Origin of the sequence: Chthoniobacter flavus Ellin428 (assembly GCF_000173075.1) — a bacterium.
GTDB classification, from domain to species: domain Bacteria; phylum Verrucomicrobiota; class Verrucomicrobiia; order Chthoniobacterales; family Chthoniobacteraceae; genus Chthoniobacter; species Chthoniobacter flavus.
The window spans coordinates 265,399-279,712 of the sequence record NZ_ABVL01000005.1; the positions used below are offsets into that span (position 1 = coordinate 265,399).

The 14,314-nt window shown below is 60.3% G+C and carries 17 protein-coding genes; 13 read left to right on the plus strand and 4 right to left on the minus strand.

Annotated features, from left to right (window positions below; all coding sequences use genetic code 11):
• Nucleotides 1-7: 7 nt before the first annotated feature.
• Both CFE428DRAFT_RS10950 and CFE428DRAFT_RS10955 read right to left on the minus strand, forming a co-directional pair.
• Entirely contained in the window at nucleotides 8-1,423 is a 1,416-nt protein-coding gene (locus CFE428DRAFT_RS10950) for a M16 family metallopeptidase (protein WP_006979593.1), read from the minus strand.
• A 20-nt stretch (nucleotides 1,424-1,443) separates the two neighbouring features.
• The gene (locus tag CFE428DRAFT_RS10955; protein ID WP_006979594.1) at nucleotides 1,444-2,823 is read right to left on the minus strand and encodes a M16 family metallopeptidase; all 1,380 of its coding nucleotides are present in this window, start codon (nucleotides 2,821-2,823) and stop codon (nucleotides 1,444-1,446) included.
• A gap of 236 nt (nucleotides 2,824-3,059) precedes the next feature.
• Here CFE428DRAFT_RS10955 and CFE428DRAFT_RS10960 point away from each other — a divergent pair, with 236 nt between their 5' ends.
• The 12 genes from CFE428DRAFT_RS10960 (at nucleotide 3,060) to CFE428DRAFT_RS11015 (ending at nucleotide 12,661) form a co-directional block, all read left to right on the plus strand.
• Nucleotides 3,060-3,491, plus strand: a complete 432-nt coding sequence (locus tag CFE428DRAFT_RS10960; protein ID WP_006979595.1) for a DUF4864 domain-containing protein — start codon at nucleotides 3,060-3,062, stop codon at nucleotides 3,489-3,491.
• Nucleotides 3,492-3,493: 2 nt separating this feature from the next.
• Nucleotides 3,494-4,513 carry an FAD:protein FMN transferase gene (locus CFE428DRAFT_RS10965; protein ID WP_006979596.1) on the plus strand — a complete coding sequence of 340 codons (1,020 nt, stop codon included), beginning with the start codon at nucleotides 3,494-3,496 and terminating at the stop codon, nucleotides 4,511-4,513.
• Between the two features lie 185 nt (nucleotides 4,514-4,698).
• On the plus strand, nucleotides 4,699-5,331 hold the full coding sequence (locus CFE428DRAFT_RS10970) for a hypothetical protein (RefSeq protein WP_006979597.1): 633 nt from the start codon (nucleotides 4,699-4,701) through the stop codon (nucleotides 5,329-5,331).
• Between the two features lie 162 nt (nucleotides 5,332-5,493).
• On the plus strand, nucleotides 5,494-6,783 hold the full coding sequence (locus CFE428DRAFT_RS10975; RefSeq protein ID WP_006979598.1) for an argininosuccinate synthase: 1,290 nt from the start codon (nucleotides 5,494-5,496) through the stop codon (nucleotides 6,781-6,783).
• 340 nt (nucleotides 6,784-7,123) lie between these two features.
• Nucleotides 7,124-7,327 carry a hypothetical protein gene (locus tag CFE428DRAFT_RS10980; protein WP_006979599.1) on the plus strand — a complete coding sequence of 68 codons (204 nt, stop codon included), beginning with the start codon at nucleotides 7,124-7,126 and terminating at the stop codon, nucleotides 7,325-7,327.
• A complete protein-coding gene (locus CFE428DRAFT_RS10985; protein ID WP_042724772.1) occupies nucleotides 7,327-7,752 on the plus strand; it encodes a hypothetical protein in 426 nt (141 codons plus the stop codon). The genes CFE428DRAFT_RS10980 and CFE428DRAFT_RS10985 overlap by 1 nt, the downstream gene beginning before the upstream one ends.
• Nucleotides 7,753-7,861: 109 nt before the next feature.
• A complete protein-coding gene (locus CFE428DRAFT_RS10990) occupies nucleotides 7,862-8,158 on the plus strand; it encodes a hypothetical protein (protein WP_131989261.1) in 297 nt (98 codons plus the stop codon).
• A 2-nt stretch (nucleotides 8,159-8,160) separates the two neighbouring features.
• Nucleotides 8,161-9,645, plus strand: a complete 1,485-nt coding sequence (locus CFE428DRAFT_RS10995; RefSeq protein ID WP_006979601.1) for a radical SAM protein — start codon at nucleotides 8,161-8,163, stop codon at nucleotides 9,643-9,645.
• Entirely contained in the window at nucleotides 9,642-9,947 is a 306-nt protein-coding gene (locus CFE428DRAFT_RS11000) for a hypothetical protein (protein ID WP_006979602.1), read from the plus strand. Before CFE428DRAFT_RS10995 ends, CFE428DRAFT_RS11000 begins: the two co-directional genes overlap by 4 nt.
• 4 nt (nucleotides 9,948-9,951) lie before the next feature.
• A complete protein-coding gene (locus tag CFE428DRAFT_RS11005) occupies nucleotides 9,952-10,815 on the plus strand; it encodes a hypothetical protein (RefSeq protein ID WP_006979603.1) in 864 nt (287 codons plus the stop codon).
• Nucleotides 10,816-11,529: a prolipoprotein diacylglyceryl transferase gene (locus CFE428DRAFT_RS11010; RefSeq protein ID WP_006979604.1), complete on the plus strand. Its 714-nt coding sequence runs from the start codon at nucleotides 10,816-10,818 to the stop codon at nucleotides 11,527-11,529. It begins immediately after the preceding gene.
• A 22-nt stretch (nucleotides 11,530-11,551) separates the two neighbouring features.
• Nucleotides 11,552-12,661 carry a serine hydrolase domain-containing protein gene (locus tag CFE428DRAFT_RS11015; RefSeq protein ID WP_006979605.1) on the plus strand — a complete coding sequence of 370 codons (1,110 nt, stop codon included), beginning with the start codon at nucleotides 11,552-11,554 and terminating at the stop codon, nucleotides 12,659-12,661.
• Nucleotides 12,662-12,774: 113 nt separating this feature from the next.
• On the opposite strand, the gene CFE428DRAFT_RS11020 is transcribed toward CFE428DRAFT_RS11015, so the two are convergent.
• Nucleotides 12,775-13,104: a rhodanese-like domain-containing protein gene (locus tag CFE428DRAFT_RS11020; RefSeq protein WP_006979606.1), complete on the minus strand. Its 330-nt coding sequence runs from the start codon at nucleotides 13,102-13,104 to the stop codon at nucleotides 12,775-12,777.
• 6 nt (nucleotides 13,105-13,110) lie between these two features.
• The gene (locus tag CFE428DRAFT_RS11025) at nucleotides 13,111-13,710 is read right to left on the minus strand and encodes a L,D-transpeptidase family protein (RefSeq protein WP_157447480.1); all 600 of its coding nucleotides are present in this window, start codon (nucleotides 13,708-13,710) and stop codon (nucleotides 13,111-13,113) included.
• Between the two features lie 257 nt (nucleotides 13,711-13,967).
• Between CFE428DRAFT_RS11025 and CFE428DRAFT_RS40405 the strand changes: the two genes are divergently transcribed.
• Entirely contained in the window at nucleotides 13,968-14,303 is a 336-nt protein-coding gene (locus CFE428DRAFT_RS40405; RefSeq protein WP_006979608.1) for an FmdB family zinc ribbon protein, read from the plus strand.
• Nucleotides 14,304-14,314 lie beyond the last annotated feature (11 nt).

The following is a 14,314-nucleotide window of genomic DNA, read 5'->3' on the forward strand; positions in this document are numbered from 1 at the left end:
TCTGCCCTTACTTCGTCACCGGCTTCAATTCCTGGTCGTAGACGATGACCTTGCCGACCTTCTCGAGCTCCGGCTTGATCTCCTTGGCTTCGCCGACGACGACGATGGCGACGTCTGAGGCGGTCAGGTATTTCTTGGCCAGTTCCTCCACTTGCGCGGGCGTCACCACGCTCATGCGCTTGGCGTAGGTCTTGTAGAAATCGGCGGGCAGGCCGTAGAGGTCGATGTCCTGCACGCGCTGCGCGGTGCGGGAGGTATTCTCCAGGCTCAGCAGGTAATTGCCGACGTTGTATTGCCGCTGCAGGGCGATTTCTTCTTCTTTCGCGGGCTCCGTGCGGATGCGCTCGATTTCCTTCAGGATCTCCGCGACGGCCGGGCCGGTCACTTCGTTGCGCGTCTCCGCGGTGGCTTCGAAATCGCCGGCGAGCTTCTTGTAATCGAAGGCCGACATCGAGCCATAGGTCCAGCCGTGCTTCTCGCGCAGGTTCTGGAAGAGACGACCGCTGAAGCCGCCGCCGAGCGTGGCGTTGACCACGTTAAGTTCCGGTAGGTCGGGGTTGTTGCGTGGTGGCGCGTCGCTCAGGACGATGATGTTCGATTGCACCGAGCCAGGGCGATCGACGAGATGGATCGTGAGCCCTTTGATCTTCGGCAATTCAGGCAGCTTCAACTCCGGCACTTCGCCCTTTTGCCAGGAGCCAAAGGCTTTCTGGATCAGTGGCAGAATGTCGTCGGCCTTCACGTCGCCGACGACGGCGAGCGACGCATTATTCGGCAGGAATTGCGCGTGGTGAAACGCCACGAGGTCGTCGCGCTTGAGCGCGGTGACGTCCTCCGGCGTGAGGTAATTGCCATAGGGGAAGCTGCCATACACGACCTTGCCCGCGAGTTTCTCCGCGAGGCTGGACGGCTGCTGTTTCTCCGCTTCCAGGGACGACAACGTCTGCTTCTGCACGCGCGCGAACTGCGGGTCGGCGAAGGCCGGATGCAGCACGGCGTCGGAGAAGAGATCGAGGATTTTGTCGGTGTATTTCGTGAGACCGCTGGCGGCCACGGAAATGGAATCCGGCCCGCTGGCGGCTTCGACCTTCACGCCAAGAGAATCCGTCTCCAGCGCGAACGTCGCGGCATCGCGATGCTCGGTGCCGCGATTGAGCAGGCTGGCCGTGAAACTCGCCGCGCCCATTTTGCTGCCATCGGCAATGGAGCCGCTGCGGATGATGAGGCGGAAGGTGACCGTCGGTTTGCGATCGTCGTGAATGACAAAGACCTTGAGGCCATTGGGCAGGGTCTCGGTGCGGTAATCCGGGAACGACGCCGCAGGCGCCGGGTCGGGTTCGGGTTTTTTGGTCCGGTCGATATCTGCGAAAGCCGGGATCGTGAGGCCGGCGAGGAGGAGGGGAAGAAGCGTTTTCGTTTTCATCTTGAGCTATGGCGAAAAGGTTACTTGGCGGCGGGGGCTTCCGGGGCAGGGGCGCCGGCGGCGGGATAGCGCAAGGTGAACATCTTCTCCTTGCCCAGATACTCTTTGGCGACGCGCTGGATATCTTCGCGCTTCACCGCGAAGTAGCGGTCGAGCTCCGTGTTGATGAGGTTCGTATCGCCGTAGAAGACGTGATAGCGCGCGAGGTTGCGGGCGCGGGTGGCCATGGTGCCGAAGCCGCTGGCAAACTCGGCTTCCTCCTGGTTGAGCGCCTTGCGGTATTCCTCCGCGGTCACGCCCTCGGCCTTCAGCTTCTCGACTTCCTCATCGATGAGCTTGTCGAGTTCATCGAGCGAGACCCCATGCTGGCCGGTGGCGAAGACGCCGAGCAGGCCGCCATTTTCGAGCAGGAAGGGAAACGCCTCGACATTCAACGCGGCCTGTTCCTTTTCCACGAGCCGCTTGTAAAGGCGCGAGCTGCGTCCAGTGCTGAGGATGTCGCCGAGCAATTGCAGCGCATAGGAATCCGGATTGGTTTCCGGCACGGCATGCCAGGCGTGCATGGTGGCATTGAGCGGCGTGTTGGGCTTGGCGACGTCGTGCGTCACCGGCGACGTGGGATCCGTCAGGTGAAACTCGGGCCGTTTGATGTCCGGGCCTTTGGGAATCGGGCCGAAGTATTCCTCGACCAGCTTCTTCGTCTTATCGAGATCGAAGTCGCCGGCGATGGCGAGGGTCGCGTTATTCGGCAGGTAGTAGGTTTTGTAGAAATCGCGGAATTCCTGGATGGTCGCCTGGTCGATGTATTGCACCGAACCGATCGGCACCCATGCGTAGGGCGTGCCGGCGAAGACGAGCTTGGACAGTTCCTCGAAGAGCGAACCGTAGGGCTGGTTGTCATAGCGCATGCGCTTCTCTTCCTTCACCACCTTGCGCTGCGTCTCCACGCCGACTTCGTCGATCTTCGAGTGCATCATGCGCTCGCTCTCGATCCACAGGGCCAGCTTCAGCTCATTGCTCGGCAGATTGAAGAAATAGTCCGTCTGGTCGAAGGAGGTGCTGGCGTTGAGGTTGCCGCCGGCGCCGGAGACGTATTTGTCGATCTTGCCGCGCGGAATGTTGTCGCTGCCCTCGAACATGAGGTGCTCGAAGAAGTGGGCGAAGCCCGTGCGATCCGCCCGCTCGTTCTTGCTGCCCACATGATAGAGCACATAGGTGGCGATGACCGGCGAAGTGTGGTTCTCGTGGAGAATGACGTGCAGGCCATTGGCCAGGTCGTATTCGACGAACTGGATGGGCTTGAGCGTGATGCGCCGCGGGGCGGCGGGATCATCTTTCGCGACGGCACTAAGGGGGACGGCAAGGGCGGCCAGAATGGCCACGAATGGGGCGAGCTTCATGCGGGTTTTGGGGTAGGGAAAGCGGAGGTTCTTAATCTTAATCCTTGTTCCTTAATCCTTAATCCCCGCCTGCTACGCTGGGGGCTTCAAGATTAAGGATTAAAGATTAACGATTACGATTAAGAGGATTCCGTAGACAGGCGGGAGTGTGGGGCGTTCAGATTCGGCGGGCAAGTTTTCCGCGTGTTTCGTTTTGGACGTGAATCCGGATGCCACCTGGGTTGCGATCTCAGGGTATGAAAACGCGCGCTTTGCTAGTTCTCATGCTGCTGGTGTCATCGGTGACGTGGAGTTGGGGGGCGGACGACCTCAAACCGAGTGATGTCCGCATCAAAGATGCCTTGCGAGCCGTCGTCGATGCGCAACTCAATGCGTTCCGGCGTGACGACTACGCGGGCGCCTACGTTTTCTCCGATACGGAGTTCCGGCATCAATGTCCGCTGGATCGGTTCGAACGCATGGTGCGGATCGGCTATCCCGCGATCGCTCATTCCACTTCGGCCCGGTGTGGCCTGGCCTTTGACAATGGCGATGAGGCCACGGTGAATGTGCGTGTCTTTAGCGACGGACGTGAGCCGGTCGACTACCAATACACCCTGCGCCGTGACGGTGAGATCTGGCGCATTACCGGCGTGACATTGCTCAAGGATCAGACGACAGAAGTCTGATCGTGCGCAGTATCCTGGCGGCCCTGGCCGCGCTCTCCCTTACCGTTGCCTCGTCGCTGGCCGACGAAGCGTTGCAAAAATTCGTCTATGAGAAGGCGGAGATGGGGCTCCCCTTCCGCATCTCGCTGTATGCGAAGGATGAGACCACGGCGAAAGCCGCGGCGGAGGCGGCCTACGATCGCATTGCGGTGCTCAATAGCATTCTTAGCGATTACGACAGCGATTCGGAATTGAGCCGGTTGTCGCAAACTTCCGGCCAGGGAAAGGCGGTGCCGGTAAGCAACGACCTGTGGAATGTCCTGGTGAAGGCCCAGGAATTTGCCGCGCGCAGCGATGGCGCTTTCGACATTACGGTGGGTCCGCTGGTGAATCTCTGGCGGCGGGCCCGGCGCAACCATCAACTGCCGAGCCCCGAGATGATCGCGGAGATGAAGGCGCGCGTGGGTTACAAAAACCTGAAGCTCGATCCGGAACACCGCACCGCGGAATTGCTCGTGCCCGAAATGCGCCTGGATTGTGGAGCGATCGCCAAGAACTACGCCGTGGACGAAGCGCAGAAGGTACTCAAGCAGCGTGGCATCACCTGTGCGCTCATCGGCGGCAGCGGGGATATGACGGCGACTGATGCTCCGCCCGGGCTGCCGGGATGGCGTATTGAAGTGGCGCCGCTCGATGCCCCCGGCGCGCCGCCGGCGCAGATCATTTATTTGAAAAACTACAGTATCGCCACGAGCGGCGATATGTTTCAGCGCGTGGAGATCGATGGGAAGCGGTATTCGCACATCGTCAATCCGCACACCGGCATCGGCCTCACCGACCATGGTCTCGTCACGGTCGTCGCGCCGGACTGCATGACGGCCAATAGCCTGACCACCTCCATTAGCGTCCTCGGTCCGGAGCGGGGCTTGAAAATGGTGGAAGCGACGCCCGGCGCGGCAGCCCACGTGGAACGCATGCCAGGCGATAAGGTCGAGCTCTACGAATCCGCGCGCTGGAAGGACGTTCCTAAAGCGGAAAAATAGCCGCGGCGATCATTCCCCCCGAGCCAGCGGGCGATTGTCTTCGATGCCGCGGCTGGAGCATAAAGGAACGCCCCATTCAGAACCAGGAAACGACGGACCTCTTCCCTCCAGTTTCGATTCGAGAGATGATTCCAGCGCATCGTAAATACTGTAACCACTCGCCAGGCCCTCACGTTACCTGCTGCATGAACCTCCGATTCTCCCTCCCGATCCAATCTCTCGCTATCGCATTTGCCGCCCTGTGGCTCGTCCATGGGGCGCGCGCGCAGGAAACCATCGCTCTCGATGAGGCGCAGAAAATCGCCCAAAAGCTGGGGGATGTGCCGAGCACGTTCAGCGATCAGGCCTTCGCGATCGATGTCGATCGCGACAAGCCTGTGGGTCTCAAGGGTGGCGAGGCGGGGCTGATCGTGTTGCCCGACAAGCGCCTGACCACCGACACGCTGACCAATGCGGGAAAAACCGTGACGCCCGTCGCGCAATTGTGGACCTACAAAGTGACCCTCGCGAAGAGCGGCACGCCGGTGGAAAAGACCAGGCTGCGGACCATTACCGTCGGGGATGGCGACAAGACCCGCGATGTGCAGCTCTTTCTCATCGGCGTGGTCAAGACCGAGCAGGGCGCACCCGAACTCGTGATTTATGGCAAAGGCGGCGACCCGGTGCTGCATGTGCCGCTCAGCAAGCTGCACGAGATCAAGCAAGACTTGCCGATCCAGCTTTCCGGCCGCCAGACCGGCGATGCCTCGGCGACGCTGACGCTGGATCTCGTGGGGCAATTCAGCGCGGACGTTGGGGTGGTGAAGGCGGAGGAGTGAGGGCGGCTGATCTTGATCTTAATCGTAATCTTACTCCTGATCCACTTCTGATGGGGGCGAAGGATTAAGATTACGATTAAGAAAAGAGCGTGCGGGAGCACTCTCCTAAAATTCCCAGTTTCCTCCCGGCGACTTCGGGGCTACAACACCGCCCCTTAAATTATGAAAATCGTCGTCGCTTATTCCGGGGGGCTCGATACCTCCGTGCTGCTTACCTGGCTGAAGGAAACCTACTCGGCCGAAATCGTCGCCTTTTGCGCGGACGTCGGTCAGGAGGAAGAACTCGATGGCCTCGAGGCCAAGGCGCTCCGCACTGGCGCGAGCAAGTGCTACATCGACGACCTGCGCGAGGAGTTCGCGCGCGATTTCATTTTCCCGATGTTCCAGGCGGGCGCGATCTACGAAGGCCAGTATTACCTTGGCACCTCCATCGCACGTCCGCTCATTGCCAAGCGCATGGTCGAAATTGCTCGTGCGGAAAAGGCCGACGCCGTGGCCCACGGTGCCACCGGCAAGGGCAATGATCAGGTGCGCTTTGAGCTCACCGCCGCGGCGCTCGCACCGGAACTGCAGGTCATCGCTCCGTGGCGGCAGGATCGCTTCCGCGAACAATTCCCCGGCCGCGCCGAGATGATCGCTTATGCGGAGAAGAACAACATCCCCGTCCTCGCCTCGGCCAAGAAGCCGTACTCCATGGACCGCAACCTCCTGCACATCAGCTTCGAGGCCGGCATCCTGGAGGATCCATGGTTCGACGCCAGCGCGGAAAAAGCGCGCGAGATGTATGTGCTCAGCGTTTCGCCTGAGGAAGCGCCGGACAAGGCGGAACACGTGGAGCTGGTTTTTGAAAAGGGCAACTGCGTGGCCATCGGCTACCACGATCTCGATTCCCTGCTCACCGACCTGAAGATCACCGGCGTGAGCTACGACAGCGACAATCACGCGAAGCTCAACCCGCTGCAGGTCATGCGCGTGCTGAACAAGCTCGGCGGCAAGCACGGCATCGGCCGCGTGGACCTGGTGGAAAATCGTTTCGTCGGCATGAAGTCGCGCGGCGTTTACGAAACCCCCGGCGGCGCGATCCTGCACTTCGCCCATCGCCAGGTGGAATCGCTCACCATGGACCGCGAAGTCATGCACCTGCGCGATTCGCTCATCCCGAAGTACGCCACGCTGGTTTACAACGGCTTCTGGTTCGCGCCCGAACGCGAGGCGCTGCAGTCGCTCATCACCGAATCGCAGAAAAACGTCACCGGCACCGTGCGGCTCAAGCTCTACAAGGGCAACATCATCACCGCCGGCCGCAAGTCGCCGCTCAGCCTTTACAACCCCGACATCGCGACGATGGAGGCCGACCCGACGAAGGCCTATAACCAAAACGACGCCACCGGCTTCATCGCCCTGAACGCCTTGCGCCTGAAGGTCGCTTCCCGCGTGCACGCGCAGAAGTAAGTAGCTACCAAAAGGCTCAAAATTCACAAAAAGGAACGGTCGGAGGACCGTTCCTTTTTTGTGTTTTTGGAGCCCTTTGAAGGCTTCGGTCGCAGTGAAAGCGCGGCGACAGACCTCCGGGGAGCGCACCCGGGTGCTGGCGAAGGCGTCCTGCCTTCGCGAACTTTTGAAATTTTCGAGGGCCTCTTTCTGCTGCCATCCAGAGGGAAGTTCGTTTGGGCGGGACACAGCAACCAGCACCCGGGAAGGGTGCGTCCCATGCTTGACGCCGGGGCGAAACGCGTCATCGGTTTTCCAAACGCTCGTCAAACAGCCGCGGCATGCTACCTTTGCCCGCTAAATGGAGAACTTCTTCGGCTGCCTCGCGATTGTGGTGATGCTCGCTTCCTTCCCCGGCGGTTACTGGCTGGCCCGTCGCTGCGTGAAGAACGTCGGCGGACGCATCGTGCTCACCCTGCTTTTCGGGGTGATCATTATGGTCGTCGGCGTGATCGCCGTGATCTCCGGTTGCTCCGTGGCGGGTGGCAGAATGGATTTCAAGTAATGATCTGGAACAAGCCTCGCAATGTCTGGCAGTGGTTGCTGCTCTTTGCGCCCGCAATTCTGGCGCTGGTAGCCAGCCAGACGACTCAATGGTGGATGCCATCGTTGCCGATCCTGCACTTCGAGGGCGGCAATGATCGGGCTGACCCTGGGTTGGTTCGTGCCCTGCGAGAGCTTGAGGTTACGCTCAAGATAATCGTGCCCGCCTGTGCCCTCGTTGCGCTTGTCCTTTCACATGGCGCGCGGCTAGGGCAGCGAATCGTCAATACGGTCTTTTTCTTTCTATGCCTTCTTTTTGGAAACGGGTTCCTGACGGTGATTGGCTGTTCGGTGAGCCATGCTGTCCGCCCGGTCCAAAAGCGAGTGGCGCCTGCGGCCCGGAAGACGCCGACTGACGTTGGGCGCGGCCAACCAAGCAATCCATAATGTCCGCGCTGTCTTGCATTTCCGATACCCTCCTCAATCGCATCCGCTCGCGGTACCCGGTGTGTCCTGGGGATTCACTTTTTCAATTCGGAGGTAAGTCATGAAATTAGTGATGCCGCCGAAATGGGTGTTCGGGTGTTTTTCCATCGCGCCCGCCGTCTTTTCGCTCCTGTTAGACGCGTGGCTGCATTCCGCCGAACTGCAAGGCAAAGTGCGCGGTGATCCGGCGATGGGAATCGCCCCCGCGGCTGGATTGCTCACCCTGATTCTTTGTATTGGTGGAAGCTTGCCTCTCGCCATCGGGCTCACCAGGGGAGGAGATCTGTGGGCGGCGCTGAATGCCTGGATTGGGCTGGCGATATTGAACTTGGTGATCACCGTGCCTGGGTGTGCCGTTATCTTCTGACGATGCCGTTTTCCTCCGCCATTTCCGAAACTCTCCTCAAACGCACCCGCTCGCGGTGCCCAGTGTGCCATGCCGATTGCCCGGCTGAAGTGTGGAAGGTCGGCGATGCGAAACAGCAGCGGGTGATGCTGCGCCGACGCTGCGTGGAGCATGGCGAGGTGGAAGTGTGCATCGCATCGGACGCGCGCTTCTATTGGCTCGCGCAGGGCAGCCCGGAGAATGCGTGTTGTGGAGGGAATGCGTGTTCGGCGAGTGATGGAGCGGTGCGGGGGACGCTGGGGCGAAATGCGGGAGGGGCAACGGAAGAAAACATCCAACGTCCAACATCCAACATCTCCCTCGACAAGCTCGGGACGGCTTCGCCGCAACATCCAATGGCTCCGGTGGAGCGCTTGAGCACGTGCCTGGCGCTCATTGAGATCGTCAATTCCTGCAATCTCGCCTGCCCGACTTGTTTTGCGGACTCACCGCGGACGTCGCACGTCGATGCGGTCCCTTTGATGGATTTGCAGCGGCGCATTCAGGGCGTGATCGATCGCAAGGGCGGCATCGAGATCCTGCAACTCTCCGGGGGAGAGCCGACGTTGCATCCGCAGTTCTGTGAACTGCTCGCCTGGTGCCACGCGAATCCTGGGATCGATTACGTGCTGCTCAATACCAATGGCGTCCGGCTCGCGACCGATGACGCGTTTCTCGATGCCGTGGGCAAGACCTTCCGTTACGGTAAATTCCAACTCTACCTGCAATTCGACGGACCGCAGGAAGCCGGCCAGCGTGCTCTGCGCGGCGCCGATCTGCGCGACGTGCGACGGCAGACGATCGAACGCTGCGGCGCGCTGAATATTCCCGTCACCCTGGCGATGACCGTGACGCCGGAGAATCTTGCGCACATCTGGGCGGCGGTGGAATTCGGGTTGCAGTATCCGAACATCCGGGGCGTGGCGTTCCAGCCGAAGTTTGAGAGCGGGCGGACCCCAGGAAATTCGGAATTCGGAATTCGGAATTCGGAATCCGCGAGCGCGCCATCATTCCGCACTCCGCATTCATCACTCCGCATTCTCAACACCGCCGACATCATCCTCGCCGCCGTCGAGCAAGCCGGTGGCCGCTTGCGCTACGACGACTTCACCCCGCTGCCCTGTGGCGATCCGAATTGTGCAACCATCGGCTATCTCTTGAAGACCGGCGAAGGCGGCGCGACGCGGTCGATCAGCGAGTTCATCGACTTCGCGCAGGTGCAGGGCTTTCTGCGCGACAAGATCCGTTATCGTCTCGAGGACCTGCTGCAATGCGGCTGCGAGAGCGAACCGCTGGGAGAGTTGCTCAAGCAATTCGAGCTCGATGAGACGCACACCTTCCGCCTCTTCATCAAGCCCTTCATGGATGCGTGGACGTGGGACCAGGACCGTATTGATCGCTGCTGCACGCACGTGATCCGGCCCGATGGGCAGCTCGATTCCTTCTGCCGCTACTACTCCTCCCGATGAACTCCGAGCCTCCTCCCTTGCCTCCGAAAAAGCCACTCGCGCCGGCGGTGATCCTGGCCTTCGTCCCGTCAGTCCTCGCGTTGTCGCTGGCCGCGATCCAGCCGTCCAAGGAAAAGCTGGTCGCGTGTTGCGTCATCGCCGCCATGGTGAGCATCGTCTGCTGCGGTGCCGCGTCGTTCCTGCTCATTCGGCGGAATACCACGACGACCATCGTCGTCGGCATTCTTCTCGGCCTGCTGAATCTTTTGATCTCCGCTGGCCTCGGCTGCGCGGCGCTGCTCTCGAATATCAACGTGCACTGAACCTATGGCCGCCATCTATATTCAATTCTTCCTCCATGGCCTGTGTGAGTGGGCGGCGGTATGGGCGGTCGCCATCTGGGTCGCGCAAGGCTGGACGGAGAATCCGGCGCCGTTCCCGGTGGAGTGGGTGAGGCATCCTCAGCGCGTGTGGCTGATGGTCGCCTGCGGCATCGCTCCCGCGCTGTTCTATCTGGTGCTGCACCCGCTGCTCATGCAGCTCTATACCAACCGCGCGCTGGTCGGGCTGTGGGTTCCCATTTCCTATGGCCTATCGGTGATCTATGGCTTGTTTCTGGGCGTCGCGGCGTGCTGCTGTGTGGCGCCGTCCTCGGCGCAACAGGAATTGCGTGCCGGCCTCGCGGCGACGGTCAGTGCCGCGGTGATCGTTGTTTCCTACACCCTGGGTGCAGCATTTCATTTTCAGCTCTTCCTCCACGCTCTCGTGGCGATGGCGATTGCGCTGGCCATTCTCTTCATCGCACGATTGATCATTGCGGTAACGCTACCGCAGCCGGCAGCGTCACTTCAGCCACCTCCGCTATCGATGGACCCGGCGGAAGCCGCGCTCGTCCGGCCGCGCCGCTTGTGGCTGGCGGTGATCATCGGTTTTCTGCCCACGGCGCTCTTCCTCACTACGTTGACGATCGCTTTTTCCAAAAGCTTCAATATCGATCAAGACACGGGTAAAACACTTCTGTGGCTGTGCGCTGCTGTGAGTGTGGTCTGCTGTTTCACCGCGTCCATCCTGCTCTTCAAACGGAGCACCGGCGGCGCGATCGCCGGAGGCATCCTGCTTTTGCTGTTGAACGCGTTCATGGGATTTTTCTTCGGCTGCTGCGCTTCGCTCAGTGGGACGAGCTTCCGCTAAATGAGATCCACCGCCTACGGCTGGCTCATGCTGGCGGGAATTTTGATCAGCGTGTTGTGGTGGTCGCGGCTGGCGAAGCGGGATGAGCGGTTGCTCATCATTTATTTTGTGGCGCTCTTCAGCGCGTTTCTCGGCGCGAAGGTAGTCTACTTCGCCGCGGAGGGCTGGATGTTTTGGGATGACCCGCAGCGCTGGATCATATGGGCGACGGGGAAGACGATTCTCGGTGCGTTGCTCGGCGGCTATGTCGGCGTGGAGGTGACGAAAAAGATTTTGGGCTACACGCAGGTGACGGGCGATTGGTTTGCACTCATCGCGCCCTTCGGTATCGCGCTCGGCCGTGTCGGGTGTTTGATTCACGGATGCTGCGTCGGACGGAAATGCTATCCTGCGTGGTACACCATCCGCGATTCGCACGGAATTGCGCGCTGGCCGTCGGTGCCGGTGGAGATCGGATTCAATGTCGCCGCGATCCTTGTATTTATCGGCCTTCGCCGGTGGCGGCTGTTTCCGGGGCAACATTTTCACCTGTATCTGATCGGCTACGGACTGTTCCGCTTCTTCCACGAATTCCTGCGCGCCACGCCGCGACTTGCCGGAAACTATTCAGGGTACCAAATTGCTGCTTTAGCAGTTGCGGCTCTCGGCATAGTGGGCTTTGTTCGCCGCCGTAATGCGCCTAATGTTACGCAAGATGTGTCGGCGGTTTCTTAACTCACGCGGTTTTCTCGTCGGCATGTTTGCTCTCGGGATTTTGGTCAATGTGGCTCGCGCGGCGGAAGATCTGGCGCCCGAGGATTTTACGACGAAGCTGGAGGAGATTCGCCGGGAGCGCGGTCTGCCCGCGCTGGCCGCGGCAGCGATGCGTCACGGTAAATTGGTCATTAATGCGGCAACCGGCGTGCGCAAATTGGGCTCGGATGAATTGGTGACGACGGACGACAAATGGCATCTCGGCTCGTGTACGAAATCGATGACCGCGATGCTCGCGGGAATGATGGTGGATGAAGGCAAGCTCTCATGGCACACGACGATCGGCGAAGTCTTTCCCGACCTGAACGGCGCGATGCGGCCGTCGTGGCGGAACGTAACGCTGGATCAACTGCTCACGCATCGCAGCGGTGCGCCGGGGAATCCGCCCGTGGAATTGTGGGCCGAAGCGCTGGAGCAGAAAGGCACGCCGACCGAGCAGCGCCTGGCGATTCTGCGCGGCATCGTCTGCAACCCGCCGGAAGCGCCGCACGGCAAGAAATTCATCTATTCAAATGAGGGCTACGCCATTGCCGGCGCGATGATCGAACGCGTCACCGGCGAGGCGTGGGAGGACTTGATGCGCGAACGGATTTTCGAACCATTGGGCATGACCTCAGCGGGCTTCGGTGCACCGGCCACGCCGGGCAAGATCGATCAGCCGTGGGGACATCTCGGCGAGGTCGGCGAATTGCGCCCGGTGCCGCCAGGGCCGATGGCCGACAATCCGCCGGCGATCGCGCCAGCTGCGACGGTGCACGCCTCACTGGCCGATTTCGCGCGCTATGCCGACTGGCATGCCGATTGGAAACGCGCTGAGCCGCGCCTGCTGACTGAAGAAACATTCAACCACCTTCACCAAAGCCCTCCGAACCAGGGTTACGCCTGCGGCTGGTTGGTGGATGACCGGGATTGGGCCGGCGGCAACGTGTTCTGGCACACCGGCTCCAACGCCATGTTTTACGCCGTGATGTGGGTCGCCCCGGAGCGGGAAGCGACCTTCGTCGCCGCCACCAATGCCGCGCACGCCGAAGCGGACGACGCGTGTAATGCGGCGGTAGTTGCGCTCATTCGGCGGGTGCTGGGGAAATACTGAATGCGGAAGTGGGAATTCGGAATGCGGAATGGACGTCTGATGGGAGCGAGCGCGTGAACGGAGCGCAGGTGGACACGAACTTATTCCGCACTCCGCATTCCCACTTCCGAATTTCAGTATCTCGCCACCGACGGATCAATCTCCACCGCCCACGCATCAATCCCGCCCGCCAGGTTGGTCACGTCCGTAAACCCGTTGCGCATCAGGAATTCCGCGGCGCGCGCGGAGCGGCCGCCATGGTGGCACTGGATGAGCAGCGGCTGCGTGCGGTCGGTGAGCCTTTCGGCGACGATGGCCGGCCATAGCGAAAGCGGCATGAGCTCCGCGCCGTCGATGCGGGCGATGGCATATTCTTCGTCCTCACGCACGTCGATGAGACGCGGCGGATTCGGTCCCGAGAGTCGCTCTTTCGCCTCGATGACGGAAATTTCAGGAACAGCCACGCGAGATCAGTTGATGACCTGGACCGGCGTGCCGACGCTGACGTTTTCGAAGAACTTCTGCGCCATGAAGCCCGGCATACGGATGCAGCCGTGCGAAGCGGGATAACCCGGCAGGAAGCCCTCGTGCATGCCGGTGCCGCCGACGATGCGCATGAAGTAAGGCATCTTGGCGCCATCGTAGCGCGCGCCCTTGGGCATCGGATCCTTGTCGCGATCGATTTCCTTTTTGAGGATGCTGCCATCGGCATTCAGATAGTCGCCGAAGCGCGAGGAGACGTGATCCTTGTCCTTCTGGATGATGTGAAAGTTTCCGGAGGTCGTGCCGAAGCCTTCGCGTCCCGTCGATACGACCGAGATGCCGACGAGCTCGCCGCCCTTATAGAAATAGGCCCGCTGTTCGCCGAGATTGATCTTGATCGAAGGAGCGCCGCTCACGCTATCGCCATCCCAATAGGAGACGTTGTCGAAATTCGCCCGCTGGTTCTGGGCCTGCGGATGGTATCCTCCGAGGTAAGCGGTTTCCGGATGCGTCCGGGCGGTGTCATTACCACCACAACCGACAGCCAGGGCTGCGGTGAGCAGGGCGAGGGCGAGGTTACGAAACATCTTGGCTGGCATAAAGGCGCGCCAATAAATCCCTTACCCTTTGTAGCGTCAAGGGTGCAATATGCGGCGCAGCCGCCCTTTTTCTTAATCTTAATCTTAATCGTAATCTTACTCTCTCTGTGGGGCTGAGGATTAAGATTACGATTAAGATTTAAGATTAAGAGGCATTTCGAATCCCCGGGAACAATCCATTGCGGCCCGAAAATCGCTCTGCTATAGGTGCCGGACTTTTTTACCCATAGCGGACCAGCCCCAGCATGCCGACCTACGAATACCAGTGTGAGAAGTGTAAAAAGTCCTTCGAAATTTTCCAATCGATGAAGGATGAGCCACTTACGACGTGTCCCAAAGACCATTGCCGCATGAGGACATGGGGCAAAGGGAAGGTGAAACGCCAGTTAGGGACCGGCGCCGGCTTGATTTTCAAGGGCTCGGGCTTTTACATTACCGATTATCGCAGTGAAGGTTACCGCGCGGCCGCCAAGAGCGAAGCCAGCTCGGGTGAAAGTAAAAATACCGATACCAAAAAGACGGAATCCAAGCCCGCCCCCGCGGAAAAAAAGAAGCCTTCGGCTAAAAAGAAGAACGACTAGAAGAACGACTA

Bases quoted from the DNA above. Each gene is read 5' to 3' on its own strand.
- CFE428DRAFT_RS10950 (WP_006979593.1), bottom strand. From the start codon at position 1,423: ATGAAAACGAAAACGCTTCTTCCCCTCCTCCTCGCCGGCCTCACGATC.
- CFE428DRAFT_RS10955 (WP_006979594.1), bottom strand. From the start codon at position 2,823: ATGAAGCTCGCCCCATTCGTGGCCATTCTGGCCGCCCTTGCCGTCCCC.
- CFE428DRAFT_RS10960 (WP_006979595.1), top strand. From the start codon at position 3,060: ATGAAAACGCGCGCTTTGCTAGTTCTCATGCTGCTGGTGTCATCGGTG.
- CFE428DRAFT_RS10970 (WP_006979597.1), top strand. From the start codon at position 4,699: ATGAACCTCCGATTCTCCCTCCCGATCCAATCTCTCGCTATCGCATTT.
- CFE428DRAFT_RS10975 (WP_006979598.1), top strand. From the start codon at position 5,494: ATGAAAATCGTCGTCGCTTATTCCGGGGGGCTCGATACCTCCGTGCTG.
- CFE428DRAFT_RS10980 (WP_006979599.1), top strand. From the start codon at position 7,124: ATGGAGAACTTCTTCGGCTGCCTCGCGATTGTGGTGATGCTCGCTTCC.
- CFE428DRAFT_RS10985 (WP_042724772.1), top strand. From the start codon at position 7,327: ATGATCTGGAACAAGCCTCGCAATGTCTGGCAGTGGTTGCTGCTCTTT.
- CFE428DRAFT_RS10995 (WP_006979601.1), top strand. From the start codon at position 8,161: ATGCCGTTTTCCTCCGCCATTTCCGAAACTCTCCTCAAACGCACCCGC.
- CFE428DRAFT_RS11000 (WP_006979602.1), top strand. From the start codon at position 9,642: ATGAACTCCGAGCCTCCTCCCTTGCCTCCGAAAAAGCCACTCGCGCCG.
- CFE428DRAFT_RS11005 (WP_006979603.1), top strand. From the start codon at position 9,952: ATGGCCGCCATCTATATTCAATTCTTCCTCCATGGCCTGTGTGAGTGG.
- CFE428DRAFT_RS11010 (WP_006979604.1), top strand. From the start codon at position 10,816: ATGAGATCCACCGCCTACGGCTGGCTCATGCTGGCGGGAATTTTGATC.
- CFE428DRAFT_RS11015 (WP_006979605.1), top strand. From the start codon at position 11,552: ATGTTTGCTCTCGGGATTTTGGTCAATGTGGCTCGCGCGGCGGAAGAT.
- CFE428DRAFT_RS11025 (WP_157447480.1), bottom strand. From the start codon at position 13,710: ATGTTTCGTAACCTCGCCCTCGCCCTGCTCACCGCAGCCCTGGCTGTC.
- CFE428DRAFT_RS40405 (WP_006979608.1), top strand. From the start codon at position 13,968: ATGCCGACCTACGAATACCAGTGTGAGAAGTGTAAAAAGTCCTTCGAA.